Source organism: Mycobacterium mantenii (genome assembly GCF_010731775.1).
GTDB classification, from domain to species: Bacteria; Actinomycetota; Actinomycetes; order Mycobacteriales; family Mycobacteriaceae; genus Mycobacterium; species Mycobacterium mantenii.
Genome location: NZ_AP022590.1, coordinates 1,941,540 through 1,965,314, shown reverse-complemented (window position 1 = coordinate 1,965,314; position 23,775 = coordinate 1,941,540). Strand labels below are relative to the sequence as shown.

At 67.3% G+C, this 23,775-nt stretch carries 20 protein-coding genes, 1 tRNA gene and 2 pseudogenes; 10 read left to right on the top strand and 13 right to left on the bottom strand.

The genetic code is table 11. The features are described 5' to 3' along the window. Positions 1-114: 114 nt before the first annotated feature. On the bottom strand, positions 115-1,026 hold the full coding sequence (locus tag G6N50_RS08835) for a diacylglycerol kinase (protein ID WP_083099801.1): 912 nt from the start codon (positions 1,024-1,026) through the stop codon (positions 115-117). Continuing rightward, the gene (locus G6N50_RS08830) at positions 1,023-2,603 is read right to left on the bottom strand and encodes an FAD-binding oxidoreductase (protein ID WP_142275801.1); all 1,581 of its coding nucleotides are present in this window, start codon (positions 2,601-2,603) and stop codon (positions 1,023-1,025) included. Before G6N50_RS08830 ends, G6N50_RS08835 begins: the two co-directional genes overlap by 4 nt. A 47-nt stretch (positions 2,604-2,650) precedes the next feature. Here G6N50_RS08830 and G6N50_RS08825 point away from each other — a divergent pair, with 47 nt between their 5' ends. Together G6N50_RS08825 and G6N50_RS08820 are read left to right on the top strand one after the other, a co-directional pair. Then, complete coding sequence (locus tag G6N50_RS08825) at positions 2,651-3,220, top strand: TetR/AcrR family transcriptional regulator (RefSeq protein WP_083099797.1); 570 nt, start codon at positions 2,651-2,653, stop codon at positions 3,218-3,220. Continuing rightward, positions 3,217-4,761 (top strand): glycerol-3-phosphate dehydrogenase/oxidase, encoded by a 1,545-nt coding sequence (locus G6N50_RS08820; RefSeq protein ID WP_083099795.1) that lies wholly within the window; start codon positions 3,217-3,219, stop codon positions 4,759-4,761. The genes G6N50_RS08825 and G6N50_RS08820 overlap by 4 nt, the downstream gene beginning before the upstream one ends. Here the strand turns inward: G6N50_RS08820 and G6N50_RS08815 are convergent. Then, on the bottom strand, positions 4,758-5,189 hold the full coding sequence (locus G6N50_RS08815; protein WP_083099794.1) for a nucleoside deaminase: 432 nt from the start codon (positions 5,187-5,189) through the stop codon (positions 4,758-4,760). The two genes, G6N50_RS08820 and G6N50_RS08815, sit on opposite strands and share 4 nt — an antisense overlap. A 113-nt stretch (positions 5,190-5,302) precedes the next feature. Here G6N50_RS08815 and G6N50_RS08810 point away from each other — a divergent pair, with 113 nt between their 5' ends. Then, positions 5,303-6,868, top strand: coding sequence for an FAD-dependent monooxygenase (locus G6N50_RS08810; RefSeq protein ID WP_083099792.1), 1,566 nt, complete (start codon positions 5,303-5,305; stop codon positions 6,866-6,868). A gap of 66 nt (positions 6,869-6,934) precedes the next feature. Here the strand turns inward: G6N50_RS08810 and G6N50_RS08805 are convergent, their stop codons facing one another. The 7 genes from G6N50_RS08805 to aceE all read right to left on the bottom strand — a co-directional run bounded on the left by G6N50_RS08805 (position 6,935) and on the right by aceE (position 16,797). Beyond that, positions 6,935-8,356, bottom strand: coding sequence for an acyl-CoA carboxylase subunit beta (locus G6N50_RS08805; RefSeq protein WP_083099790.1), 1,422 nt, complete (start codon positions 8,354-8,356; stop codon positions 6,935-6,937). A gap of 34 nt (positions 8,357-8,390) precedes the next feature. Continuing rightward, the gene (kasB, locus tag G6N50_RS08800; protein ID WP_163650829.1) at positions 8,391-9,644 is read right to left on the bottom strand and encodes a 3-oxoacyl-ACP synthase KasB; all 1,254 of its coding nucleotides are present in this window, start codon (positions 9,642-9,644) and stop codon (positions 8,391-8,393) included. 80 nt (positions 9,645-9,724) lie between these two features. Then, positions 9,725-10,975 carry a 3-oxoacyl-ACP synthase KasA gene (gene kasA / locus G6N50_RS08795; protein ID WP_083099210.1) on the bottom strand — a complete coding sequence of 417 codons (1,251 nt, stop codon included), beginning with the start codon at positions 10,973-10,975 and terminating at the stop codon, positions 9,725-9,727. Then, a complete protein-coding gene (acpM, locus tag G6N50_RS08790) occupies positions 10,972-11,319 on the bottom strand; it encodes a meromycolate extension acyl carrier protein AcpM (RefSeq protein ID WP_064877187.1) in 348 nt (115 codons plus the stop codon). Before acpM ends, kasA begins: the two co-directional genes overlap by 4 nt. A gap of 87 nt (positions 11,320-11,406) precedes the next feature. Further along, positions 11,407-12,315, bottom strand: coding sequence for an ACP S-malonyltransferase (locus tag G6N50_RS08785; RefSeq protein WP_083099208.1), 909 nt, complete (start codon positions 12,313-12,315; stop codon positions 11,407-11,409). A gap of 143 nt (positions 12,316-12,458) precedes the next feature. Further along, complete coding sequence (locus tag G6N50_RS08780) at positions 12,459-13,781, bottom strand: PucR family transcriptional regulator (RefSeq protein ID WP_083099205.1); 1,323 nt, start codon at positions 13,779-13,781, stop codon at positions 12,459-12,461. A 226-nt stretch (positions 13,782-14,007) separates the two neighbouring features. Beyond that, the gene (gene aceE, locus G6N50_RS08775) at positions 14,008-16,797 is read right to left on the bottom strand and encodes a pyruvate dehydrogenase (acetyl-transferring), homodimeric type (protein ID WP_083099202.1); all 2,790 of its coding nucleotides are present in this window, start codon (positions 16,795-16,797) and stop codon (positions 14,008-14,010) included. Positions 16,798-16,980: 183 nt separating this feature from the next. Between aceE and G6N50_RS08770 the strand changes: the two genes are divergently transcribed. The 6 genes from G6N50_RS08770 (at position 16,981) to G6N50_RS08745 (ending at position 21,679) form a co-directional block, all read left to right on the top strand. Further along, complete coding sequence (locus G6N50_RS08770; RefSeq protein WP_083099223.1) at positions 16,981-17,568, top strand: hypothetical protein; 588 nt, start codon at positions 16,981-16,983, stop codon at positions 17,566-17,568. 84 nt (positions 17,569-17,652) lie between these two features. Beyond that, positions 17,653-18,075 carry a DUF3052 domain-containing protein gene (locus G6N50_RS08765; RefSeq protein WP_067836559.1) on the top strand — a complete coding sequence of 141 codons (423 nt, stop codon included), beginning with the start codon at positions 17,653-17,655 and terminating at the stop codon, positions 18,073-18,075. Continuing rightward, positions 18,075-18,536, top strand: coding sequence for a peroxiredoxin (locus tag G6N50_RS08760; RefSeq protein WP_083099199.1), 462 nt, complete (start codon positions 18,075-18,077; stop codon positions 18,534-18,536). Before G6N50_RS08765 ends, G6N50_RS08760 begins: the two co-directional genes overlap by 1 nt. A gap of 61 nt (positions 18,537-18,597) precedes the next feature. Then, a tRNA-Val gene (locus G6N50_RS08755) sits at positions 18,598-18,672 on the top strand. A gap of 878 nt (positions 18,673-19,550) precedes the next feature. Then, positions 19,551-20,405 carry a DUF732 domain-containing protein gene (locus G6N50_RS08750; RefSeq protein WP_083099197.1) on the top strand — a complete coding sequence of 285 codons (855 nt, stop codon included), beginning with the start codon at positions 19,551-19,553 and terminating at the stop codon, positions 20,403-20,405. 155 nt (positions 20,406-20,560) lie between these two features. Beyond that, entirely contained in the window at positions 20,561-21,679 is a 1,119-nt protein-coding gene (locus G6N50_RS08745; protein ID WP_083099194.1) for an epoxide hydrolase family protein, read from the top strand. Between the two features lie 5 nt (positions 21,680-21,684). Here the strand turns inward: G6N50_RS08745 and G6N50_RS08740 are convergent. From G6N50_RS08740 to G6N50_RS08730, 3 genes and pseudogenes are all read right to left on the bottom strand, one after another. Beyond that, positions 21,685-21,819: pseudogene (locus G6N50_RS08740) on the bottom strand (VOC family protein); the annotation flags it as partial. Between the two features lie 11 nt (positions 21,820-21,830). Then, positions 21,831-22,603: pseudogene (locus G6N50_RS08735) on the bottom strand (SDR family NAD(P)-dependent oxidoreductase). Continuing rightward, positions 22,604-23,419 carry an oxygenase MpaB family protein gene (locus G6N50_RS08730; protein ID WP_083099191.1) on the bottom strand — a complete coding sequence of 272 codons (816 nt, stop codon included), beginning with the start codon at positions 23,417-23,419 and terminating at the stop codon, positions 22,604-22,606. It abuts the pseudogene before it with no gap. Between the two features lie 110 nt (positions 23,420-23,529). Between G6N50_RS08730 and G6N50_RS08725 the strand changes: the two genes are divergently transcribed. Then, complete coding sequence (locus tag G6N50_RS08725; protein ID WP_142275768.1) at positions 23,530-23,733, top strand: hypothetical protein; 204 nt, start codon at positions 23,530-23,532, stop codon at positions 23,731-23,733. Positions 23,734-23,775 lie beyond the last annotated feature (42 nt).

Genomic DNA, 23,775 nt, shown 5'->3' with positions numbered 1-23,775 from the left:
GCCTGTCGGGCCGTCTCTCTAACCGCCTGTCTGGAAGCAATAAGCGACTCCGCAAACAGCTAGCGCATCAGCTAGCGCTTTCGAACACGCGGTAATGGTCCCCGGAGACCGCGCCTATCGGTTGGCCGGGCGAAGGATCTGCAGGGCTCCAGGCACCGCCGAGATCTCGGCCGGTAGCGCGCAGGCGAAGTCGCCGTCGGCGTAGACGTTGATGCCGGGGCACTCGACGTGGATCGTTTTGGCCCGTGCCGTGCTGACCTCGTCGAGGTTGACGTGAGTCCCTTTCATGACGGTGGGGAACAGGCGGACCAGTTTGGTCCGGGACGCCGAGTGGGCCATGGTGATGTCGAGCAGGCCGTCGGTGGGGTCGGCGTTGGGACAGATCAGCAGCCCGCCGCCGTAGCTGCGGGTGTTGCCGAAGGCGGCGAGCGTGATGTTGGCGTCGATCTCCTTGGTGCCGTCGAGCACCAAGCGGAAGGGTAGGAGCCGCAGCTGGGACAGCTCGGCCAGCATCGCGACGTAATAGCGCAGCCGCCCGTGCGGCCAGCTCATCCGATTGGCGCGGTCGGTCACCAGGGAGTCGAATCCGGTGGCCGCCACAGTGCCGAACCACTTTTCAGCGTCACCCCACCGGATCCGGCCCAAGTCAATGGTTTCCGTCCAGCCATCGGCGACGACGTCCGCGGCGGCTCCGGGATCCTTTGTGGGGATGCCGAATTCACGGGCGTGGTCGTTGCCGGTGCCCGCCGGGACGATGCCCAGCGGAACATCGGTGCCCGCCAGCACCTGCAGCGCGTTGGAGACGACGCCGTCGCCGCCGGTGACCATGACCGCGTCCGTTCCCATATCGAGTTCGGCGGCTACCAGGTGGCGCGCGTCTTGCGCGTCGTCGCCGATGATCTCGGTGACCTGCACGCCCCGCTCGTGCAGGCGGGCGATCGCGACCTGGGCCGCGCGGATGGCGGCGCCGTGTCCGGAGACGGGATTGGTCAGCGCGGTGACTTTGCCGACCTCGCGGCGGGTCACGGAATCAGCTTGCCGGGATTGAGAATTCCGGCCGGATCCAATGTCGCCTTGACCGCGCGTAGCACCTGCACTCCCAGTTCGCCTATCTCGTCGCGCATCCACGGCCGGTGGTCGGCACCGACCGCATGATGGTGGGTGATGGTCCCGCCGGTCGCCATGATGGCATCCGACGCGGCCCTTTTGGCGGCTTTCCATTGCTCGATCGGATTGCCCCGTTGCCCGGCGACGACGGTGAAGTACAACGACGCGCCGGTGGGGTAGACGTGGGAAATGTGACACATCACAAGGGCCGGCGTGCCGCTCGCGGCGAGCGCCTCGGTAAGTGCTTTGGTGACAGCGGCTTTCAGTGCGGGAACGCCTGACCAGTCGATGGCGGTCTCCAGGGTTTCGCACAGCGCGTCCGCCGCGAGTAGCGAATCGCGCAGGTACGGCGCGCCGAACCGGCCGCGCTCCCAGGCCCGCGCCGGTCCTTCGCCCAGCGAGGTCCCGCCCCGGGCCGCCAGTAGTGCGCTGGTTTCGGCGTGCCGGCTCTCGGCGTGTTCCTTGGTGCCTTCGAACACGGTGATGCCCAGGCATCCGCCGGTGACCTGAGATTCACCGATGGCCTCGGTGGTGGCGAGGTTGACTCCGGTCTCGGCCTCGTCGGAGAGCCGAATGACGGTGGGGCCGGTGGCATTTTGGGTGACCGCGCGCAGGGCGGCGGCCCCGGTCTCGAAATCGGGGAACGACCACGCCTCGTAGCGGACGGCCTCGGGCGCTCGGTGCACCCGCAGCCGCGCCCGGGTGATGACGCCCAGGGTGCCCTCCGAGCCGATCAACAGCTGGCGCAGGTCGGGACCCGCGGCCGATTCCGGTGCCCGGCCCAGGTCCATGATGCCCACCGGGGTGACCACCCGCAGCCCCCGCACCATGTCGTTGAATCGGCCGTAGCCTGCTGAGTCCTGTCCCGAGGAGCGGGTGGCGGCGAAACCGCCGATGGTGGCGTATTCGAAACTCTGCGGGAAATGGCCGAGTGAAAAGCCTTGGGCGCCAAGGAGTCTTTCGGCATCCGGTCCGGTGACTCCCGCCCCGAAGACGGCCTGGCCGGACACTTGGTCCAAAGAGATGAGTTGATCGAAGCGGCGCAGATCAAGCGAGACCACGGCCGAGAAGTCCGCGCGGATGGGATCGAGCCCACCGACCACGCTGGTGCCCCCGCCGAAGGGCACGACGGCGATGCGATGCTGCGAGCAGTAGCGCAGGATCGCGGCGACGGCTTCGTCGTCGCCGGGAAGCAACACCGCATCGGGCGCATCCTGTGGACCACGCTCCATGCGGTTGAGCAGGTCGATGGTGGATTTGCCGCCCGCGCGTAGCAACCGATCGGGGTCCGCGGTGCGGCAGTACTCGGCGCCGGCGATGGCGGCCAGTGCCTCGTGATCGGACTGCGACAACGCCGACGGGCGCAGCTTCACCTGGTCGGATTGCAGTTCGGCCGTGTGGGACCCCTCGACCCCGACGGCCTGCTGCAGTAATGACCGGATCCCCTCCGAGAGCGGCTTGGCCGCGGCGGGATCTCCCCAGCCGTTCCATTTCATCGGCGGCAGAAGCTCCTGGGGATGCGTCATGCGTTACAGTATTACATATGTTGTCAACCCGTAACGCAAGGTTGGATACCGGCGAGCGCATCCTCGGGGCGGCGGCCAGCTGTGTGGTGGATTTCGGCGTGGGCCGGGTGACCCTCGCCGAGATAGCCCGGCGCGCGGGCGTCAGCAGGCCGACGGTGTACCGGCGGTGGCCGGACACGCAGTCGATCGTGGCGGCGCTGTTGACCCAGCACGTCACCGAGGTGATGCGCGACGCGCCGTTGCTCGGAGACGATCGCGAATCGCTTGTGCGACAGATAGTTACGGTGACGGATCGACTGCGCGCGGACCGCTTGGTGATGTCGGTGCTGCACTCGGACCTTGCATCGACGTACATCACCGAACGGTTGGGGACCAGCCAGCGCATGTTGATCGACGCGCTGGCCGCCCGGCTGCGGGTGGCCCAGCGGCACGGCAGCGTCCGGCCCGGCGACCCGGTCCAGATGGCCACCATGGTGCTGCTGATCGCGCAGTCGACCATCCAGTCGGCGCGGATGGTCGAACCGATGCTCGACGCCGACGCCATGGGCGCCGAGCTTGCCTACTCGCTGAACGGATACCTGTCGTGATAGCCGATCCGACCGCGCTGAACGCCGCGCGCCGCGCGGCCGACCTGACCGCACTCGCCGAGGGTGAACCGTTGGACGTCGTGGTGATCGGCGGCGGTATCACCGGTGCCGGGATCGCGCTGGATGCCGCGGCGCGCGGGCTGCGGGTGGCGCTGGTGGAGAAACACGACCTGGCGTTCGGCACCAGCCGCTGGAGTTCCAAACTGGTCCACGGCGGGCTGCGCTACCTGGCGACCGGCAACGTGGGCATTGCCCGGCGCAGTGCCATCGAGCGGGGAATCCTGATGACGCGCAACGCCCCTCACCTGGTTCATCCCATGCCGCAGGTGGTGCCGTTGCTGCCGTCGATGAGCCCCGGCCAGCGGGCCCTGGTGCGCGGCGGGTTCCTGGCCGGTGACGCGTTGCGGTTCCTCGCCGGTACCCCGGCGTCGACCCTGCCCCGCTCGCGCCGGATTTCGGCGCAGCGCGTCGTGGAGATGGCGCCCACCGTGCGACGCGACGGCCTGGACGGAGGCTTTTTGGCCTACGACGGTCAACTGATCGACGACGCGCGACTGGTCACCGCGGTCGCGCGCACTGCGGCGCAGCACGGCGCCCGAATCCTGACCTATGTTTCGGCGTCGCGGGCCACCGGCACCTCGGTGCGGCTGACCGACATGCGCGGCGGAGGGGAATCGTTCGACGTGGCGGCGGGCGCGGTCATCAACGCGGCCGGGGTGTGGGCGGGCGAGATTGACGGCTCGTTGCGGTTGCGGCCCAGTCGCGGCACGCATCTGGTTTTCGATGCCGAGACATTCGGGAATCCGACTGCGGCACTGACCATTCCGATTCCCGGTGAGCTCAACCGCTTCGTGTTCGCCATGCCCGAACAGCTGGGCCGGGTGTATCTGGGGCTGACCGACGAGGCGGCTCCCGGTCCCGTTCCGGATGTGCCCGAACCGTCGGTCGACGAGATCACGTTCCTGCTCGACACGGTGAACACCGCGCTGGGGACCGGCCTGGTCGCCACCGACGTGATTGGCGCCTACGCCGGGCTGCGGCCGCTGATCGACACCGGCGAGGGCCGCACCGCCGACGTGTCCCGCGAACACGCCGTCGTGGAATCGGCGTCCGGGGTGATCAGTGTGATCGGCGGGAAGCTGACCGAATACCGCTATATGGCACAGGATGTGCTGGATCGCGCGATCCGGGTGCGGCGCCTGCGCGCCGCGAAATGCCGGACCCGCTATCTGCCGCTGATCGGGGCGCCGGTCAATCCGGGGGTGATCGCGACCAGCGACACCGCGCTGCCGGCGTCGCTGGTGCAGCGCTACGGCGCCGAGGCGCCCAAGGTTGTCGCCGCCGCGACCTGTGACCGGCCGACCTTGCCCGTCGCCGCCGAAATCGACGTCAGCAGAGCCGAATTCGAATACGCGATAACCCATGAGGGCGCGCTGAACGTCTCAGACATCCTGGACCGGCGGACCCGGATCGGGTTGGTAGCGCGCGACCGCGAGCGGGTGGCCGCCGTGGCAGAGGAGTTCCTGGCGCGCTTTGGCTAAGGCGCCTGTCCGATGTCCTCGTGCCACAGATCGGGGTGTGCGGCGATGAAGGCCGACATCAGTGTCGCGCATCGCGGGTCATCGAGAACGGTGACTGTCACCCCGTGTCGCGCCAGCCATTCGTGCCCCCCGCTGAAGGTTCGAGATTCGCCCACCAGCAGCGCGCCGATATTGAACTGACGCACCAGTCCGCTGCAAAACCAGCACGGCGACAGTGTCGTCACCATGATTGTGGAGCGATAGTCGAGCTGCCGGCCCGCGGCGCGGAACGCGTCGACTTCGGCATGCAGCGACGGATCCCCTTGTTGCACCCGGCGATTGCGGCCACGGCCGAGCAGAACTCCGTCGGCGGTGAACAGCGCGGCACCGATCGGAATGCCGCCCTCGGCCAGGCCGGTTGTCGCTTCGCCAAACGCCACGTCCATCATCGTCGGCGCGCAGAGGCTCACGGGTCGATCCTGCACCATGCCGCGGCACGAAAGGCGCTTTGGCAGTATTGAAAGTTAGTATCTAATGAGAGAGACTGCCACTTTGCCGAACGATGGCGAAGGGAGACGAGATGACCACCCGAGTTCCGGTGCTCGTGGTTGGGGCCGGCGTCGGCGGCCTGGCCATGTCGGCGCTGCTGACCCAGCACGGGGTCGGCTCGCTCCTGGTCGAGAAGCGACGGGAATCGTTCCTGTACCCCAAAGCCCGCAACCTGAGTTTCCGCAGCTCGGAAATCCTGCGCGGGCTGGGTCTTCGGGACGAGATACGGGCGGTCGCCGAGCACGTCTCGGCGCTGGTGGTCAAGCCCACCCTCATCAGCACCGTGGAGGAACCGGCGCTGGACATTGACGCGATCTTCGCCGGCCTGGACAACGTCAGCCCGGAGCCGGCGGCCCAGTATTGCCCGCAGAGCCGGCTCGAGCCCATCCTGCGCGACGCTGCGCGACGAGGCGGCGGCGAGGTGCGCTACGGCACGGAACTGTCCTCGCTGGAGATGGATCAAACCGGTGTCACCGCGGTGGTCCGCGAGGCGGATACCGGGAGGTCGGAGGCCATTCGCGCCGACTATCTCGTCGGTGCCGACGGTGTGCACAGCCCGATCCGTAAATCGCTGGGCATCAGCACATCCGGCTACGGCGCACTGCCGATCTACGTCGTTTTCGTCTACTTCCGGGCGCCCTGGCGCCGGTTCATCCCGAAGTTGCACGACGGCGACGGCGTGCAGGTCAAAAACGACGACGTGGATGGCATATTCCTGGTGGCCGAGGGCGATCTCGGCATGTTCATCACCACCTACTTTCCCGGCGCGGGGGAGACGGCCGAACAGTTCACGCCGCAGCGCTGCACCGAGTTGCTCACCAAGGCGATCGGCGAGCGGGTCGACATCGACATCATCGAGGTTGCGACGTGGCAGCCCTACGAGCGGGTGGCCGACCAATTCGATTGCGGACGAGCATTTCTCGTCGGCGATGCGGCGCACACCATGCCACCGTTCAAGGCCGGGGGAGCCAACACCGCCATCCAAAGCGCCCACAACCTGGCCTGGAAACTGGCCGCCGTTCTGCACGGCGGGGCCACGCCGGAATTATTGGCGACCTACCACGACGAGCGTCATCCGGTGGGCCGGTTCGCCGCGCGCCAGTCGCTCAGCGGGCCGTCGGTGGCCCTGCTGCGTGCCGGCGGTGACGCGCCGCAATTGCCAGCCGACGAAGAGTGCTCGATGTTCGCCCTGCTCATCGGGTACCGGTACCGCTCGACCGCGGTCGTGACGGGTGACGCCGACGATGGCGGACTGGTGGAGGAGCTGCGTGCCCAGCCGGGCACTCGGGTGCCGCACGTCTGGGTGCACGAGGGCGTCTCGACACTCGATCTGCTGGGACCCCGGTTCACTGTGCTGTCCGGCGACGAGCGATGGTGCGCGGCAGCGGCTTCGGCATCGCTGGCCGCGCATCGCTTCTACAGCGACGAGTGGGCGGCGGTCACCGGCCTCGGGCCGCAAGGGGCGCTGCTGGTCCGCCCGGACGATTTTGTCGGGTGGCGCTGCGACACGCTGCCCGCCGAGCCCGAAGGGGAGCTGCGGCAGGCGCTTTCGGCGATACTCGGCCCTCCGCGAGCGTAAGAGGACTGCGATTTTCGATGCGGTTTTTCGCAGTGGGCTTACGCTCGCGAAAAAGGGCCCGAGAAATTACAGCGGGATGTTCTTGTGGCGGCCGCGGCGCGCGGGCGCCTGGGCCAGCGCCTCGGTGAGCTTGCTGCGGGTGTGCGACGGGTCGATCTTTTCGTCGACCACGCCGATCTCGATGGCGCTGTCCACGCCGCCGGCGATCCGCTCGTGCTCGGCGGCCAGCTGGTCGTGCAGTGCCTCGCGCTCGTGATCGGCCGCGGCGGCCAGCTTCTTCTTGTGCAGAATGCCGACGGCGGCCTTGGCGCCCATCACCGCCACCTCGGCGTCCGGCCACGCGTACACCTTGGTGGCGTTCAGCGACCGCGAGTTCATCGCAATGTAGGCCCCGCCGTAGGTCTTTCGGGTGACCAGCGTGACGCGCGGAACCGTGCACTCGCCGAACGCGTGCAGCAGTTTGGCGCCGCGACGTACCACCCCGCCCCACTCCTGGTCGACGCCGGGCAGGTAGCCGGGCACGTCGACGACCACCACCAGCGGAATGCCGAAGGCGTCGCAGAGACGCACGAAACGTGCTGCCTTCTCGGCGCTTTCGGAGTTCAGGCAACCGCCCAGACGCAACGGGTTGTTGGCCAGCACGCCGACCGTGCGGCCGGACAGCCGGCCCAACCCGATGACCATCGACGGCGCCCAGTTGGCCTGGAATTCGTCGAACGGCGTCTCGTCGTCGAGGATCGCGGTCACGATCGGACGCACGTCGTAGGCCCGCCGTGCCGATTCAGGCAGCAGCGCGTGGATGTCGGTGTCACCGGCCTCGGCCTTGTTGCGGTCGAAATGTCCTTGCTGGCAGAACAACCCGACCAACCGGCGACCACGCGCGTAGGCGTCGAGCTCATCGTCGGCGACGATGTGGCATACCCCGGACTTCTTGTGGTGCGTCTCCGGGCCACCGAGCGAGCGCATGTCCACGTCCTCGCCGGTGACGCTGCGCACCACGTCGGGCCCGGTGACGAACACCCGGCTCTCCGGGGCCATCACGATGACGTCGGTCAGGGCCGGCCCGTAGGCGGCACCGCCGGCCGCGAAGCCGACGACGACCGAGATCTGCGGGATGTAGCCAGACGCCCGGATCATCGCCTCGAAGACCAAACCCACCGCGTGGAGAGCCTTCACACCCTCGGCCAGCCGGGCACCGCCGGAGTGCCAGATACCCACGATCGGGCTCTGCTCCTCGATGGCGGTGTCGTAGGCGTTGACGATGTGCGTGCAGCCCTCGATGCCCATCGCGCCGCCCATCACGGTGCCGTCGGTGCAGAACGCGATGGTGCGCACACCATTCACGGTCCCCGCGGCGGCAAGCACACCGGAGCGATCGCGCTCGTGCAGCAGCTCGACGGTGTCGTCGTCGAAGAAATAGCTCAAGCGCAACAGCGGGTCGCGCGGGTCGAGCGACTCGCCAACCGTCTCGGGGGCCGTGATAGTCATCGCAGGTCTCCTGATATTCCGGTGTTGCTCGGGTTTAGTACCGCCCGAAGGCGATGGCCACGTTGTGTCCGCCGAATCCGAACGAGTTGTTGATCGCGTACTCGTAGTTGCCCGGCCGTGGCTTGCCTGCCACCACGTCCAGGTCGATCTCGGGGTCGAGGTTTTCCAGGTTGAGCGTGGGTGGGACCACCTGGTCGCGCAGCGCGAGCACGGTCAGGATGGATTCCACGGCGCCGACCGCACCCACCGAGTGGCCCAGGGCGGCTTTGGGGGCGTAGACCGCCGGCTTGTTGGCGCCCAGTGCGTTGTTGATGGCTCTGCCCTCGGCGGCGTCACCGACCGAGGTGCCGGTGGCGTGGGCGTTGACGTGGTGGATGTCCGAGGGGCTGAGCCCGGCGAGCTGGATGGCGCGGCTCATCGCGTGCCCGGCGCGTTCGCCGTTGGGGTCCGGGGCGACCATGTGGTAGCCGTCGGAGGTGATGCTGGCGCCCATGATGCGGGCCAGGATGTTGGCGCCGCGGGCCTTGGCGTGTTCCTCGGTCTCGATGACCATCAGCGCGCCGGCCTCGCCGAACACGAACCCGGTGCGGTCGCGGTCGAACGGGCGGCACGCGCCCACCGGGTCGTCGTTCTTGGTCGACATCACGATGCGCATCTGGGCGAACGCCGCGATCGGCACCGCCTCGATCCGGGTCTCGACGCCACCGCAGATGGCGATGTCGGCCTCGCCGAACACGATGTTGCGCCAGGCCTGCGCGATGCCCTCGGATCCCGACGCGCACGCCGAGACGGGGGTGAGGACCCCGGCCTTTGCCTGCCGTTCCAGGCCCACCGCCGCAGACGCGCCGTTCGGCATGTACTTCTGCACCCCAAGCGGGGAGACGGCCTTCATCCCACGAGCGCGCATGTCGTCGTAGCTGAAGACCATCTCCTCCGACGAGCCCAAGCCGGTACCGATCGAGACCATCAAGCGGGCGGTGTCGACGTCGGGCGAACCCGCGTTCTCCCACACCCGCCGGCCCAATACCGTCGACATCCGCTGCAGGTAACCCGTTCGGCGCAGCTCGACGCGGGTCAGCTGGCTGTCGAACTCCTCCAGCAGATGCCCGCCGATGCGCACCGGCAGGTCGAACTCCTCGACGAACGGATCCTCGAGCTTGCGGATACCACTTTGCTTGTCCAGCAACAGCTTCCAGGTGTTTTCGGCGTCAGTTGCCAGCGCGGTCGTCATGGCAACGCCAGTGACGACCACATTCGGGAGTGTTTTCCCGGTAACCAGCTCTGTCATGGGTCTTGCGAACGTTCCTTCCGTAATTGTCCGGCTCCTCCTCGGGCCTCCGCGGCCCGCGTCGTCGCCGGACGCCGCACTCAGTAGCGCCCGAAGGCAAGTGCCACGTTGTGGCCACCGAACCCGAACGAGTTGTTGATCGCATAACGGAAGTCGCCGTAGCGGGGTTCGCCCGCGACAACGTCCAAATCGATCTCCGGATCGGGGGTTTCGTAGTTCAGCGTCGGCGGTATCACGCCATCCCGAAGGCTCAATACCGTAAGAACAGATTCCAGCGCCCCGACCGCACCAATCGAGTGCCCCAGGGCCGACTTCGGCGCGTACACCGCCGCCCCTTGGCAACCGGCGACGCGAATGGCGTTGGCCTCGGCGGTGTCACCGATCGGCGTCGCGGTGCCGTGGGCGTTGACGTGGTCAACGTCCTTGGGGGACAACCCCGCCAGCTCCAGCGATCGGGTCATTGCGCGGCCGGCGCGCACGCCGTCCGCCGCCGGCGCCACCATGTGGAACGCGTCCGAGGTGATGCCTGCACCCATCAACCGGGCCAGTGGTTTGGCGCCGCGGGCCTTGGCGTGCTCCTCGGTCTCGATGATCATCATCGCACCGGCCTCACCGAACACGAAGCCGTCGCGGTCCTTGTCGAACGGCCGCGATGCGCGCTCAGGCTCATCGTTGCGCGTCGACATGGCCCGCATCATCGAGAACGCCGCGATCGGCAGCGCCTCGATGGGACCCTCGACACCGCCGCAGACGGCGAAATCGGCGTCGCCCATGACGATCTGACGCCACGCGTGCGCGATCGCCTCAGAACCCGACGAACAGGCCGAGACCGGGGTGATGACCCCGGCGCGGGCGCCGAGCTGCAGGCCCACCACCGCCGCGGCGCCGTTGGGCATGATCATCTGAACGGCGAGCGGCGACACCTTGCGGGGGCCGCCCTCGTTCATCAGGTCGTAGGTCTCAACGATCCTCTCAGCGCCGCCGAGCCCGGTGCCGACCACGACCGAGAACCGGTCGGGGTCGACCTCCGGACTGCCGGCGGACTCCCACAGCTGACCGCTCAACACCTTGGCCAACCGCTGGACGTACGACATGCGCCGCATGTCCAGTCGGCTCATGTGTTCGTCGATGGGCTCCCTGAGGTGACCGCCGATCTTGACGGGCAGGTCCCATTTGCTGACGAACTCGTCTTCAAGGACGTGGATGCCGCTTTCGCCGGCCAACAAACCCTTCCACGTGCTCTCGATGTCCGGCGCGATCGATGTCGTCGCCGTGACGGCGGTTACCACAACGTTGGGGTAACCGCCATTAGCAGTGGAAGGCTTGCTCACTTGCTGTCCGCTTCCAGCCTCGACTTGACGTTGGCGACCGCGTCGGGGTTCTCGGTCTCCAGCTTGGCGCGCAGCGCCTCGGCAGCTTCGGGGTTCTCTTCCTCGAGCTTCTGGATGTAGGAGACGACGTCACCGACGGTACGCAGACCAGCGAGGTCCTCGTCCGGGATCTTGACGCCGTACTTGTCCTCGGTCTGAACGGCGATCTCGACCATCGACAGCGAGTCGATGTCCAGGTCGTCGACGAAGGACTTCTCCGGGGTGACCTCGGAGGGCTCGATACCGGTTACCTCTTCGATGATCTCGGCGATACCGGCGATGATTTCTTCCTGGCTGACAGCCACAGCGTGCTTCCCTTCGTAATGTGTTGTGTGTTAGTCGAATTGACGTGCTATGCGGTTGTACTGGTTGTGCAACTGGTCGAGCTGGCTTTAGAGCTCGGCCAAAGCGTCCAGGTCTGCGGGCGACTTGACGGCACGAGCCGTGATCCCCCGAAGTTCTCGTTTGGCGATACCGGTGAGAGTGCCCGCGGGCGGGAACTCCACGGCCGCAGTGATTTCCAGGTCACGCAGCGTCGCGGTGCACAGGTCCCAACGGACCGGCTGGGTCAGCTGAGTGACCAGCGCCTCCATCGCCGCGGCCGCCGAGGCGACCGGCTTGCCGTCGCGGTTCGACAGCAGCGTGGCGGTGGGCTCGGACGTCTGAACGGCGGCCGCCGCCGCTGCGTAGCCGTCGAGCGCCGACGCCATGTATTTGGTGTGGAACGCCCCGGCCACCCCGAGGGCGCGCACCCGGGCCTTCTCCGGCGGGTCTTCGGCCAGCTTCTCCAGCGCGGTCAGCGCGCCCGCGGCAACGATCTGCCCGGCGGCGTTGCGGTTGGCCGGGAACAGGTCGAGCTGGTCGAGCCGGGCCAGCACCTCGGCCTCGTCGCCACCGAGGACCGCGGACATGCCGGTGGGCTCGATGGCGCACGCCTTGGCCATCTCGGCGCCGCGGGTGGCGGCCAGCGCGACGGCGTCGTCGGCGGCGATGACGCCGGCGATCGCATAGGCGGCGATCTCCCCGACGGAGTGGCCGGCGACGACCAGCTCGGTGTCCGACAGCAGGCCGCGCTGGGTCAGCTCCTGGTGGGCCAGCAGCGTGGCGGCCACGACCAGCGGCTGGGTGACCGCGGTGTCGGTGATCTCTTCGGTCGATGCGGTGGTGCCCAGGCGCACAAGATCGAGGCCGCTGGCCTTGGACCACAGCGCCAACTGGTCAGCGGCGCCGGGGAGCTCCAGCCATGGCGAGAGCATCCCCTCGGTCTGCGAACCCTGTCCGGGCGCAAGCAATGCAATCACGTGTTTAAGAGAACACTGTGGAAACGGTTTTGGCGGGTGTAACAGATTATGAACCTCGTCTTAGGTTTTTGTGTAGTCCCTACAAAACAGCTCGGTAAGCTACGGGTTTGATATCGCCCCGCGATCTGTTGCCTGGGTCACTATCATCCGGTTTGTCCGACAACAGCCCCTTTGACCGGCAACGGAACCGCGGGCATCGCATTACTGGTAGCGCTAGAGGGATGGGTCGGGTAGTTGAGCTGCCCCACCGTCGCCGCCACTCGCAGCACATATGCATCACGCGGCTGCATGGGATCGCGGCCGGTGAAGTCGGTGATCCGCTTGAGTCGGTAGCGGACGGTGTTTGGATGAACGAACAACTTTCTGGCACAAGCCTCAATAGCGCCGCCACAATCTAAGTAGGCGTCAAGGGTCTCGATCAGCGTCGGCCCCGCGTCTGCCAACGGGCCCATGACGTCGGTGTGCAGTGCCACGATCGCTGACGCGTCGCCCATCAGGGCGCGTTCGGGCAGCAGTTCGCGGGCCGACACGGGACGTGGCGCCCCGCGCCAGCCGCCGACGGCGTTCATGCCGGAGATGGCCTCGCTGGCGCTGTGGTAGGCGGCCGTCAGCATGGGAGCGGTGGGCCCGACGACCACCGGGCCATCGGCGAACGCCGCCATCAGATCGCCCAGGAATTTGTCGGTTGGCGACAGTTGGCCGGACACGATCGCGACCAGCCAGGTGCCGTGCACGTCGGTGAGCGCCGCGCGCCCGTGCTGGGCGGCGATATCGCGGACGTGCTGACTCGCCCGCTCGCTGTCGTCGGGGCCGGTCGACCCGTCGCGTCCGGGCGCCGGGGTGCCGACCACGACCGTCGCCGGGGCCGTGGTGTCCCAGTTCAGCGCCGCGGCGCGGGACAGCAGTTCGGGGCCGGTGTCGCCGCGGACCACCGCGTCGACGACGCTGGCCTCCATTCGGCTGTCCCAGGTCCCGCGCGCCTCGGCCGCGTTCGCGTAGGCGGTGGCGGCGGTGAACGCCAGGTCCCGGCTGTACTTCAGGATGCCCACCGTCAGCGCTGTGAGCTGCTCTTCGGAGCGGGCCAACAGCGGGACGACTTCCTCGAAGAAGTCCATGGTCACCCGCGCCATGTCGACGCTGTGCCGCAGCGCGATCCGGCGGGCGAGGTCCTGGGGCACCAGTTCGAAGGCCTGCGCGGTGTGGCTGACGTCGCTGTGCGGGTCTTGCATCCACTCGGCGAAGTTGTTGATGGCCGTCTGCACCACCAACGCCATGGTGGCCCGCTGCGAGGCTTCCAGCTCGGCGAAGAACGGCAACCGATCGCCCATGACCGAGACCGCTTCGGTCGCCAGCCGGCCGGAGTACTGCTTCAACCGCCGCAGTACGGACTCCGGCACCGTGTCCAACAGCTCCAGCGGCGAGCGGGGCTGCTTGGCGAACGGACCGGCGAAGGGGTTGTCATTCACCCCTAAAACCTACGCGCTTTTTCTAGAAGTTTCTTCCAAAGGCGCGCGTGGCGTTCTTAAGAAGTCCTCAAGCCGGGCGCGCTCGGACCGTGCGTTTGAACGTGCGTCGGGCCGTGCGTTTGACCGCGAGCGTGAAGCTAACTTCACGTTCGGCACCCAGCGTGACACTAAGTTCACACTCGGTTCGCGCCGGTGGGTAGGCGGCGTGTGGGGGCGAGACCGGGCGTCAGGCCACCCCGGGATCGGACGTCTGCTCCGGGGCGGCCTGCACGTCGTCGATCTTGTACTGCCGGGCCGCCGCGACCGGCACCGAGGGATCGATCTCCCCGTCGCGCGCCAGCGCCTCCAGCACCGCGACCACCTGCGACTCGGCGTCGGTGTTGAAGTACCGCCGGGCGGCCGGCCGGGTGTCGGAGAAGCCGAACCCGTCAGTGCCCAGGGTGACGAAGGTGCCCGGCACCCAGGGCCGGATCTGCTCGGGAACCGCGCGCATCCAGTCCGAGACGGCGATCACCGGCCCGCTCGCGTCCGAGAGGGCCTGGGTGACGTACGGGACGCCGGCGGGCCGGTCCGGGTGGCGCAGCCTGGCCCTGTCGACGGCCACACCGTCGCGGTTCAACTCGCCCCAGCTCGTCACCGACCACACGTCGGCGGCGACGTCCCATTCGGCGGCCAGCATTTCCGCCGCCTTCAGCGCCGACGGCATGGCCACCCCCGACGCCAGGATCTGCGCCTTATTGGCCCGCTGTTCGGTGGCGGCGTGGTAGCGGTAGAGGCCGCGCAGCACGCCCTCGGGATCGAAGTTCTCCGGCTCGGGCGGCTGCACGTACGGCTCGTTGTAGATGGTGATGTAGAAGTAGACGTCCTCGGGGTGCTCCCCGAACATCCGCGCCAGGCCGCTCTCCACGATGTAGGCGATCTCGTAGGCGAACGCCGGGTCATAGGCGACCACCGCCGGGTTGGTGCTGGCCAGTAACAGCGAGTGGCCGTCGGCGTGCTGAAGGCCCTCGCCCGTCAGCGTGGTGCGCCCCGCGGTGGCCCCGAGCAGGAAGCCGCGCGCCATCTGGTCGGCGGCGGCCCACAGCCCGTCGCCAGTGCGCTGGAAGCCGAACATCGAATAGAAGATGTAAATCGGAATCATTGGCTCGTTGTGCGTCGCATACGACGTGCCCGCCGCGATGAACGACCCCACCGACCCGGCCTCGTTGATGCCCTCGTGCAGGATGTGCCCGGCTTGGCTTTCCTTATAGGCCAGCATCAGCTCGGCGTCCACTGCGGTGTACAGCTGGCCGAGGCGGTTGTAGATCTTCAGCGACGGGAACCACGAGTCCATGCCGAAGGTGCGCGCCTCGTCGGGAATGATCGGCACGATGCGCGGGCCGACTTCCTTGTCCCGCAACACTTCTTTGAAGGTCCGCACGGTCGCCATGGTGGTGGCGACCTCCTGGGTTCCCGACCCCTTCTTCAGCGCGGCGTAGGTGTCGCGGCCGGGCAGTCGCAGCGCCTTGGTTTTGGTTCGGCGCTCCGGCAGGAACCCACCCAGCGTGCGGCGCCGGTCGAGCATGTACCGGATCTCCGGGGCGTCCGGGCCGGGGTGGTAGTACGGCGGCAGGTAGGGGTCCTCTTCCAGCTGGGCATCGCTGATCGGGATCCGGATCGCGTCGCGGAAGTCCTTAAGATCTTGCAACGCAAGCTTTTTCATTTGATGGGTGGCGTTGCGGCCCTGGAAGTGCGCACCCAGCGAGTAACCCTTGATGGTCTTGGCCAGGATCACCGTGGGCTGACCCTTGTGGTCGACGGCGGCGCGGTACGCGGCATAGACCTTGCGATAGTCGTGGCCGCCGCGCTTGAGGTTCCAGATCTCGGAATCGCTCATGTTCTCCACGAGTGCCTTGGTCCGCGGATCGCGCCCGAAGAAGTGGTCGCGCACGTACGCGCCGTCGTTGGCCTTGTACGTCTGGTAGTCCCCGTCGCAGGTGGTGTTCATCAGGTTCACCAGCGCGCCGTCGCGGTCGGCGTGCAGCAGGGCGTCCCACTCGCGGCCCCAGACCACCTTGATGACGTTCCAGCCGGCGCCGCGGAAGAACGATTCCAGCTCCTGGATGATCTTGCCGTTGCCGCGCACCGGGCCGTCGAGACGCTGCAGGTTGCAGTTGACCACGAACGTCAGGTTGTCCAGGCTCTCCAGCGCCGCGACGTGCGCCAGTCCGCGGCTCTCCGGCTCGTCCGTTTCGCCGTCGCCCAGGAAGCACCACACGTGCTGGTCGGAGGTGTCCTTGATGCCGCGGTCGTGCAGGTAGTGGTTGAACCGCGCCTGGTAGATGGCGTTGAGCGGGCCCAGGCCCATCGACACCGTGGGGAATTCCCAGAACTCGGGCATCAGCCGCGGGTGCGGGTAGGAGGGCAGCCCGCCGGCGGCGTGGCTGTGCTCCTGCCGGAAGCCGTCCATCCGGTCGGCGGACAACCGGCCTTCCAGGAAGGCGCGCGCATAAATGCCCGGGGATGCGTGGCCCTGGATGAATATCTGGTCCCCGCCGCCGGGGTGCGCCTTGCCGCGGAAGAAGTGGTTGAAGCCGACCTCGTACAGCGCCGCCGACGAGGCGTAAGTCGAAATGTGGCCGCCCACACCAACTCCCGGGCGCTGGGCGCGGTGCACCATGATGGCGGCGTTCCACCGGATCCACGCCCGGTAGCGCCGCTCGACGTCCTCGTCGCCGGGGAACCACGGCTCGAGTTCGGTCGGAATGGTGTTGACGTAGTCGGTTGACGTCAGCGACGGAAGGGCGACTCGCTGCTCGCCCGCCCGTTCCAGCAATCGCAGCATCAGATAGCGCGCCCGTGACGGGCCGGAGCGCTCCAGCAGTTCGTCGAAGGACTCCAGCCACTCCGACGTCTCTTCCGGATCGATGTCGGGTAGGTAGGAGGCCACCCCCTCGCGGATCACCCGAACGCGGTCGGGTTCGGTTGTGCTGTGGGGGTTTGTGGCCAGATCGTGGCGCACGAACTCAGTTGTCAACGCACTACTCCTGTTGTTGGCGGAATGTGTGCCGTAACGGGTGGGTCGCACCCTCCCACCATCGTGCCGCACCGGTGTTTCGCGCGGATAGCCGACGTCGGGTAGCCGACAGCGCTTCACCTGGCGAACACCAACTCGGCGTGTATGGGGCAGGTGCACAACCCACCCGGTAACGTCAGGCTCGTGCTCATCCGGTGGCGTGCCGTCCCGCAGATGCAGGTATGGGCTTTCTCGCGGCGTGGGGCCTTGGCCCTCGGTTGTGTCGCCGTGACGCTGATGGGCATCGTCGGGTGCACCTCCGTCACCAACGGCACGGCTACGCCGGACACGAAGGTGGCGCCGGCCTACCGGCAGTCGGTGTCCGCGTCGGTGTCGGCGTCGTCGGCGACCTCGAGCATCCGGGAGTCCCAGCGGCAGCAATCGCTGACCACCAAGGCAGTGCGCACCGCCTGCGCCACGCTGATCACCACCAGCAAGAACGCGATCGACAAGACCAACGAGTTCGTCCAGGCGTTCAACGCGGGCCGCGGCACCGGCCCGACCGAAGGACCGGCCATCGAAGCCCTCAACGACAGCGCCACCACGGTCGGCAACAGCTTCAACGACGCGATGTCGCAGCAGATCAAGGACGCATTCAACGCCTACATCGACGCCGCCCGCGCGGTCGCCAACGCCATCGGCACGCACGCGGGAACCGGCGAGTTCAACAAACGGGTCGATCAACTCAACGACACGAAAAAGAACGCAGTGAAACTCTGCCTGGCAACCTGATGATGCGGAAGTATGGACCGGGCTCTGGCTGTGCGACGATAATTCCCAATCGCACAGCGCTCGGATGTTGAAGGAGGCTCCACGGTGGTCGCGGCGGATCACGCCCCGAGCTACGCTCGCAAACTGGGCATCCAACGGGACCAAGTTGTCCAGGAGTGGGGCTGGGACGAAGACACCGATGACGAGATTCGCGCCGATGTCGAGGAAGCCTGCGGCAGTGAGTTGCTCGACGAAGACACCGACGAGGTGGTCGACGTCGTGTTGCTGTGGTGGCGAGACGGTGACGGCGACCTGGTCGACACCCTGATGGACGCCATCACCGCGCTGGCCGAAGACGGCGTGATCTGGGTGCTGACCCCCAAGACCGGCAAGCCCGGTCACGTGCTGCCGGCCGAAATCGCCGAGGCCGCGCCCACCGCGGGTCTGATGCCGACCTCGTCGGTCAACCTGGGGGACTGGAGCGCCAGCCGACTGGTGCAGCCCAAATCCCGCGCCGGGAAGCGTTGATGCTGTCCGTCGGCACAGCCGCCCCGGATTTCACTTTGCGCGACCAGAATCAACAGCGAGTCACGCTGAGCTCGTATCGGGACGCCAAGAACGTGCTGCTGGTGTTCTTCCCGCTCGCCTTCACCGGGATCTGTCAGGGCGAACTGGATCAGTTGCGCGACCACCTGCCCGATTTCGAAAACGACGACAGCGCGGCGCTGGCCATCTCCGTCGGCCCGCCGCCGACCCACCGGGTCTGGTCGTTGGACAGCGGCTTCACGTTCCCGGTGCTGTCGGACTTCTGGCCACACGGCGCGGTGAGCCGGAGCTACGGGGTGTTCAACGAGGACGCCGGCTACTCCAACCGCGGGACGTTCGTCATCGATCGGTCCGGGATCATTCGCTTCGCCGAGATGAAACAGCCCGGCGAGTCCCGCGACCAGCGGCTCTGGACCGACGCCCTGGCGGCGTTGAAGGCCTAGCGAGGGGGCCGGAAGTTTTGGGAACTTGGCCGTCGGACGTGTAGCCTGCGGCGGGCATATAGGGCGCGTAGCTCAGTGGTAGAGCTCTGGTTTTACACACCAGCGGTCGGCGGTTCGATACCGTCCGCGCCCACCAACCTTCGCCGTGGCGTTGCGCTCGGCGGTCCCGTGCACCCGCACCCGTCGGGATGTATCGCCGGCTTCGCCAAGGGTGCCGGCTGGGGCCGGGCGGCAGACTGTCGCGTGCGAACCCCCCGGAAGCGACAGGGTTAGCGAATTCGAGCGACGAAAGCGCGTCACGAAGTTCACGGAGATAATCGACAACGTTCCTTCGCAGCGTCAAGGTATCAGCGTCTTTGATGGTCACGCCTTCAGAGCGTGGCCGAACCCCGGTGCGGCGCCGATCATCTATGACCGGCGCGGTTTCCCACCGCATGAGACGGCCGTTTGATGCCGTCTCAATGTTCCTATGGTGATGCATTTTCCGCTTATCCGACTGCGTTTCGCTAAAGGGATAACAGCTAACGCGCAGCAAGCGCCCAGGACATACACATTCTCCATGTAGAAGGCCCAGAGTTACGCTTTTAATATGCCGTTGGCCAGCGGCGAAAAATTTGCTGGACACGCCATCCTGCGGCTACCGAGATGTACCGGAATGGGCAGGTTCTACGCCCGCCATCCAAGGTTATCCCGCCGCGACGCGCGCCCCCGGAATATCGCGGTGACCAAATCCCTGGATCGCGACCGGGCAATCCCTGTGCAGGGCCTCGGAATAGCGCAGAACATCGGCGAAACCAATGTCCGACCACTCGCAAACATGGCCGCAAGCCCGCTTTTCTTGCGCCGCTACCGCTCCGATCAGTGCGCGGCCCTCGCGGCCGCGCGCGTGCAGCGACTGACACCTGTCCGGCCGCCGGTCAGGCCGCGCTAGCCCCCTAGCTACCCACGTCCGTGGCGTAGATGAATATCCAAAGCCCGTCATATGACGGGTCTTAACAGAACGAAGGTACTGCCATGTTTACCGGCATCACCAGGTCCACCGGCATCACCAGCCACGGCCACCTCGGCGCTCTGGTTACCGCCGTCCTGGTGCTAACTGGCGCTGCAATCCTGCGCGGCGGCGCAGCGGCGGCCGACCCGAATCAAGACGACCAGTTTCTCGCCCTGCTCGATCAAGAAGGTATCCCTGCCCTCGAGGGTGTTCCATACCTGATCGATACAGCCCATAAAGTCTGCCGCGCAGTAGATGCCGGCTTTTCGGCGGACGCCGTAGTCGACGCGATGGTGCAGTTTGCGTATGGCCATGACCCGGCCGAGCGTGCGTATGCCCCCGGGCGCCTAGCGCGCACTGAGGCCCGATTCGTCACTGCGTCAGTCAAGGCTTACTGCCCATACGATCGAGGCAAGATCGCGTCTCTGATAACTAATCCCGCGTCGGCCCGGAATGCGCCGACACCCCCGGGGGCTGCTTACCCGCATACTGCGGTCACCTTCGCCATGCCGGCGCACAGACAGGGAGCCTTGGTGGCGGGCCGATCTGATGGCGACCGCTCTGATTTCCGCGCAGCGCTCGTTTCGCGACATGGAGTGGTTCCCTCCGGGGATATCACTCAGCCGAAACCGCCGGATATCCCGCCACCGCCACCGGTGGCGCATCTCCGGACGCCACCCCGGCAGATCGCGGCACCGCCTCGACCGCAGCAGGCACCGCCCCGGCCACAACAGCCGGCGCCCGCACCGCTCCAGCCGGCGCCCGCACCGCTCCAGGCGCCGCCTGCACCGCAGCAGCCCGTGCCTCCGCCGCCACCTCCACCGCCACCGCCCGCGGCGCCGCCCATGTCGCCGGGGTTTGTAAGGCTCGCGCCCTGAGGCCGCGCCCACCCGGGGCCGCGAGCGTAAGCCCACTGCGAAAAATCGAGGCCAATCCCGCAGTGCGCTTACGCTCGCGAGCGGGAGGTGGGGTGCGCGGGACGGCGCGCTGGGGTGCGTACCGAGGGCTTTGCGCCCGGGGGCACTATGAACCCGTGAAACCGTTCCGCATCGACGTTCCCGACGACGTTCTCGACGACCTGCGATCGCGGCTGGCCCGCACGCGTTGGCCCGAGACCGAATGCGTGGACGACTGGAGCCAGGGCATGCCGTTGGCCTACACCCGCGAACTGGCCGACTACTGGGCCAACGATTACGACTGGCGTTCGCGGGAGGCCGCGCTCAACCGCTTCGATCAGTTCACCACCGAAATCGACGGGCTGGACATCCATTTCATTCACCAGCGATCCCCGCACGAGGATGCCTTCCCGCTGCTGATCACCCATGGCTGGCCGGGTTCGATCGTGGAGTTCCACAAGGTGATCGAGCCGTTGACCAACCCCGCCTCGGGGCGCGCCGAGGACGCCTTCCACGTCGTGTGCCCGTCGCTACCGGGGTACGGGTTTTCCGGGAAGCCCGCCACGACCGGCTGGGGCGTGGAGAAGATCGCCGAGGCATGGGAAACGCTCATGCTGCGCCTGGGTTACGACCGCTACGGCGCCCAGGGCGGAGACTGGGGCGCCGCGGTCACCACCCAGATCGGCCGCAATGTCGGGCATTGCGTGGCCATCCACCTGAACATGCCGGTCGGCAGGCCCACCAAGGACTCGCTGACCAACCCGACCGAGGAGGAGCAACGGGCGCTCGCCGGGTTGGCCAACCACCGCAAGTGGGGCACCGGCTATTCCAAGCAACAATCCACCCGGCCGCAGACGCTGGGCTACGGCCTGGCCGATTCGCCCGTGGGGCAGCTGGCCTGGATCGTCGAAAAGTTCTGGGACTGGGCCGATTGCGACGGGCACCCCGAGAACGCGGTCAGCCGCGACGAGCTGCTGGACAACGTGATGGTCTATTGGGTGACCAACACCGCCGCGTCCTCGGCCCGCCTGTACTGGGAGAGCTTTGCGGTGTGGGGCGGCGGGGATCGCGTCGAATTGCCCACGGGCGTTGCGGCTTTCCCCGGTGAGCTGCTCAAGGCGCCGCGCAGCTGGTGCGAACCGGTCTACAACATCACCCACTGGACGGACATGCCGCGCGGCGGGCATTTCGCGGCGTTCGAGCAACCGGAACTGTTCGTCGAGGATCTCCGCGCGTTCTTCGCGACGGTGCGCTGAGCCCGTCAGCCCGGAAGTGCGAAGAACTCCAACGCAATACCGTCGGGGTCGCGGAAACTCAGGCCCGAGCCGTACGGCGCGTCGACGATGCCGCCGTGCTTGATCTTGAGCTCCTCGAGGCGGCTCACCCACGAGGTCATGCCCTGCCACGCTAGTCCGCTTTGCGGGGCCTGCCGACCATCGGGCCGCTCGCCGAGTACCCACCGTCGACGGCCAGTGCGGCACCCGTGACGAACGAGGCCTCGTCGCTCGCGAGAAACAATGCAGCGGCGGCTAATTCGGCGGGCTCGCCCATCGGCCCATCGGCGTCGGCAGGTAGTCACCGGGCGGCACGTCGTCGTCGGGTTTGGCCCCGGCCAGGCCGGTGTAGGTCATGCCGGGGCAGATCGCGTTGATGCGCACATTCGTCTTCGCGTAATCGAGCGCGGCGGACTTGGTCATCTGCACCACCGCGGCTTTGGCGGCGGCGTAGCAGGACAAGCCTTTCCAGCCGACAAGCCCGGACGCCGACGCAGTGTTCACGATGGACCCGCCACCCGCCTGCAGCATCGCGGGGATCGCGTATTTCATGCCGAGGAACACGCCTTTGAGGTTGATCGCCAGGATCTTGTTGAACAGTTCTTCGTCGGTGTCGGCCAGGGCCGCGTGCGGCCCGCCGAATCCGGCGTTGTTCAGCAGAACATCCACCCGGCCGAAGCGGTCGACGGTGGTGGCGACCATGTGTCGGACATCGGCGGCGTTGGTGACGTCGACGTGCACTGCCATCGCGACGTCGCCGAGCCGGTCTGCGATGGCGCGCTCGTGACCGCTGATGTCCGCGCAGACGACGCGGGCTCCCTCGTCGGCGAAGCGGCCCGCGGCGGCCCACCCGATACCGGAACCCGCGCCGGTGATGATGGCGACCTTGCCGGCGAGACGATCCATCTAGACGATCCGCCGGCCCTGGCGCGCGCGAGATCTCATGTCCCACAGGTAGAGCCGGTAGCCGAAGATCCATGCCGAGTGCGGGATCAGCCGGTCGGCCAGCCGCAGTGCCGTCAGCAACCAGCCGAAGCGGCGCTGCTGGCCGGGCGACCAGTCCAGCTGCATCAATGCCCGAAACTCGGGGGCCAGGAACCCCGTCGTCGCGAACAGGTTGAACGGCCCCGCCAGCACGCGCAACGGCCACGGCAGAAACGCCAACGACGCCACGCCGTGCAGGTGTTCGCGCACCGGGGGATCGATCCGCAGCTCGTCCAGGGAGCGTTTCCAGTACTCGTCGAACGCATGCCGATCCGGTGGCCACATCCGCTCGGGCACCTGCAGCGTGGTGCCCAGCCGGCTGGCGTTGCGATAGACGGCGTCGGCCGTCGCGTCGTCCAGCGGGCCGTGCAAAAACTCGTGCTGGTCGACAAAGTACCGGTACAGGCACGCCGCCACCCACAGCTGCAACTTCGGGTCAAAAGCGTTGTAGGACACCGGGCTCGACGACATCGACCGCACCTGCCGGTGGGCCACGTCGACGGCGGCGCAGATCAGCGCCCGGTCGTAATCGGTCCCGATGGTCGCGGCCGCCAGGTAGGTGCCGGTGGTGCGGGCACGCTTGAACGGATGCTTGTAGACGTTGCCGCTGTCCACCGGGCTTTCCAGCACGCCATAGCCGACGCCGGGCAACGACAACTGCATGATGACGTTCGCGGCGGGCAGCAACGTCGCCGCCGGGTTCAGCAGGTCGGCAACCCGGGTTGCGGGCCGCTTCATCGCGGGCCTTGCCTGATGGGCGTCATGCTTTCGAGTAGACCATCGCGCGATCGGCACGATCAATGATCCGGTGACGTTATATCCGCCCGAGAATGGGCACGCCTGGGCGGATGAGCACCGAACCCGGCAATTCAAGTCCTCCGCCGCCCGACCCGCCGAACCTTTCGTCCGGCGGGAAATGGGGGGGCGCCCCGTCGACGAGCCCGCAGATGACGCGCGCCGACGGCAATGTGAAATATGGCTTCGGGCTGTGGTGGACACTGGCCATCCTGGTCGTGCTGGTCATCATCGTCGTGATCGTGGCGGTGGCCTAGACGGCCCTGGACGGCAGGACGGCGGCACCCGGTGTGAGACCC

Coding starts and splice junctions, on each gene's coding strand:
- G6N50_RS08830 (WP_142275801.1), bottom strand. CDS start 2,603: ATGAAATGGAACGGCTGGGGAGATCCCGCCGCGGCCAAGCCGCTCTCG.
- G6N50_RS08825 (WP_083099797.1), top strand. CDS start 2,651: ATGTTGTCAACCCGTAACGCAAGGTTGGATACCGGCGAGCGCATCCTC.
- G6N50_RS08815 (WP_083099794.1), bottom strand. CDS start 5,189: ATGATGGACGTGGCGTTTGGCGAAGCGACAACCGGCCTGGCCGAGGGC.
- G6N50_RS08810 (WP_083099792.1), top strand. CDS start 5,303: ATGGCGAAGGGAGACGAGATGACCACCCGAGTTCCGGTGCTCGTGGTT.
- G6N50_RS08805 (WP_083099790.1), bottom strand. CDS start 8,356: ATGACTATCACGGCCCCCGAGACGGTTGGCGAGTCGCTCGACCCGCGC.
- kasB (WP_163650829.1), bottom strand. CDS start 9,644: ATGACAGAGCTGGTTACCGGGAAAACACTCCCGAATGTGGTCGTCACT.
- G6N50_RS08760 (WP_083099199.1), top strand. CDS start 18,075: ATGCTGTCCGTCGGCACAGCCGCCCCGGATTTCACTTTGCGCGACCAG.
- G6N50_RS08750 (WP_083099197.1), top strand. CDS start 19,551: ATGTTTACCGGCATCACCAGGTCCACCGGCATCACCAGCCACGGCCAC.
- G6N50_RS08730 (WP_083099191.1), bottom strand. CDS start 23,419: ATGAAGCGGCCCGCAACCCGGGTTGCCGACCTGCTGAACCCGGCGGCG.
- G6N50_RS08725 (WP_142275768.1), top strand. CDS start 23,530: ATGAGCACCGAACCCGGCAATTCAAGTCCTCCGCCGCCCGACCCGCCG.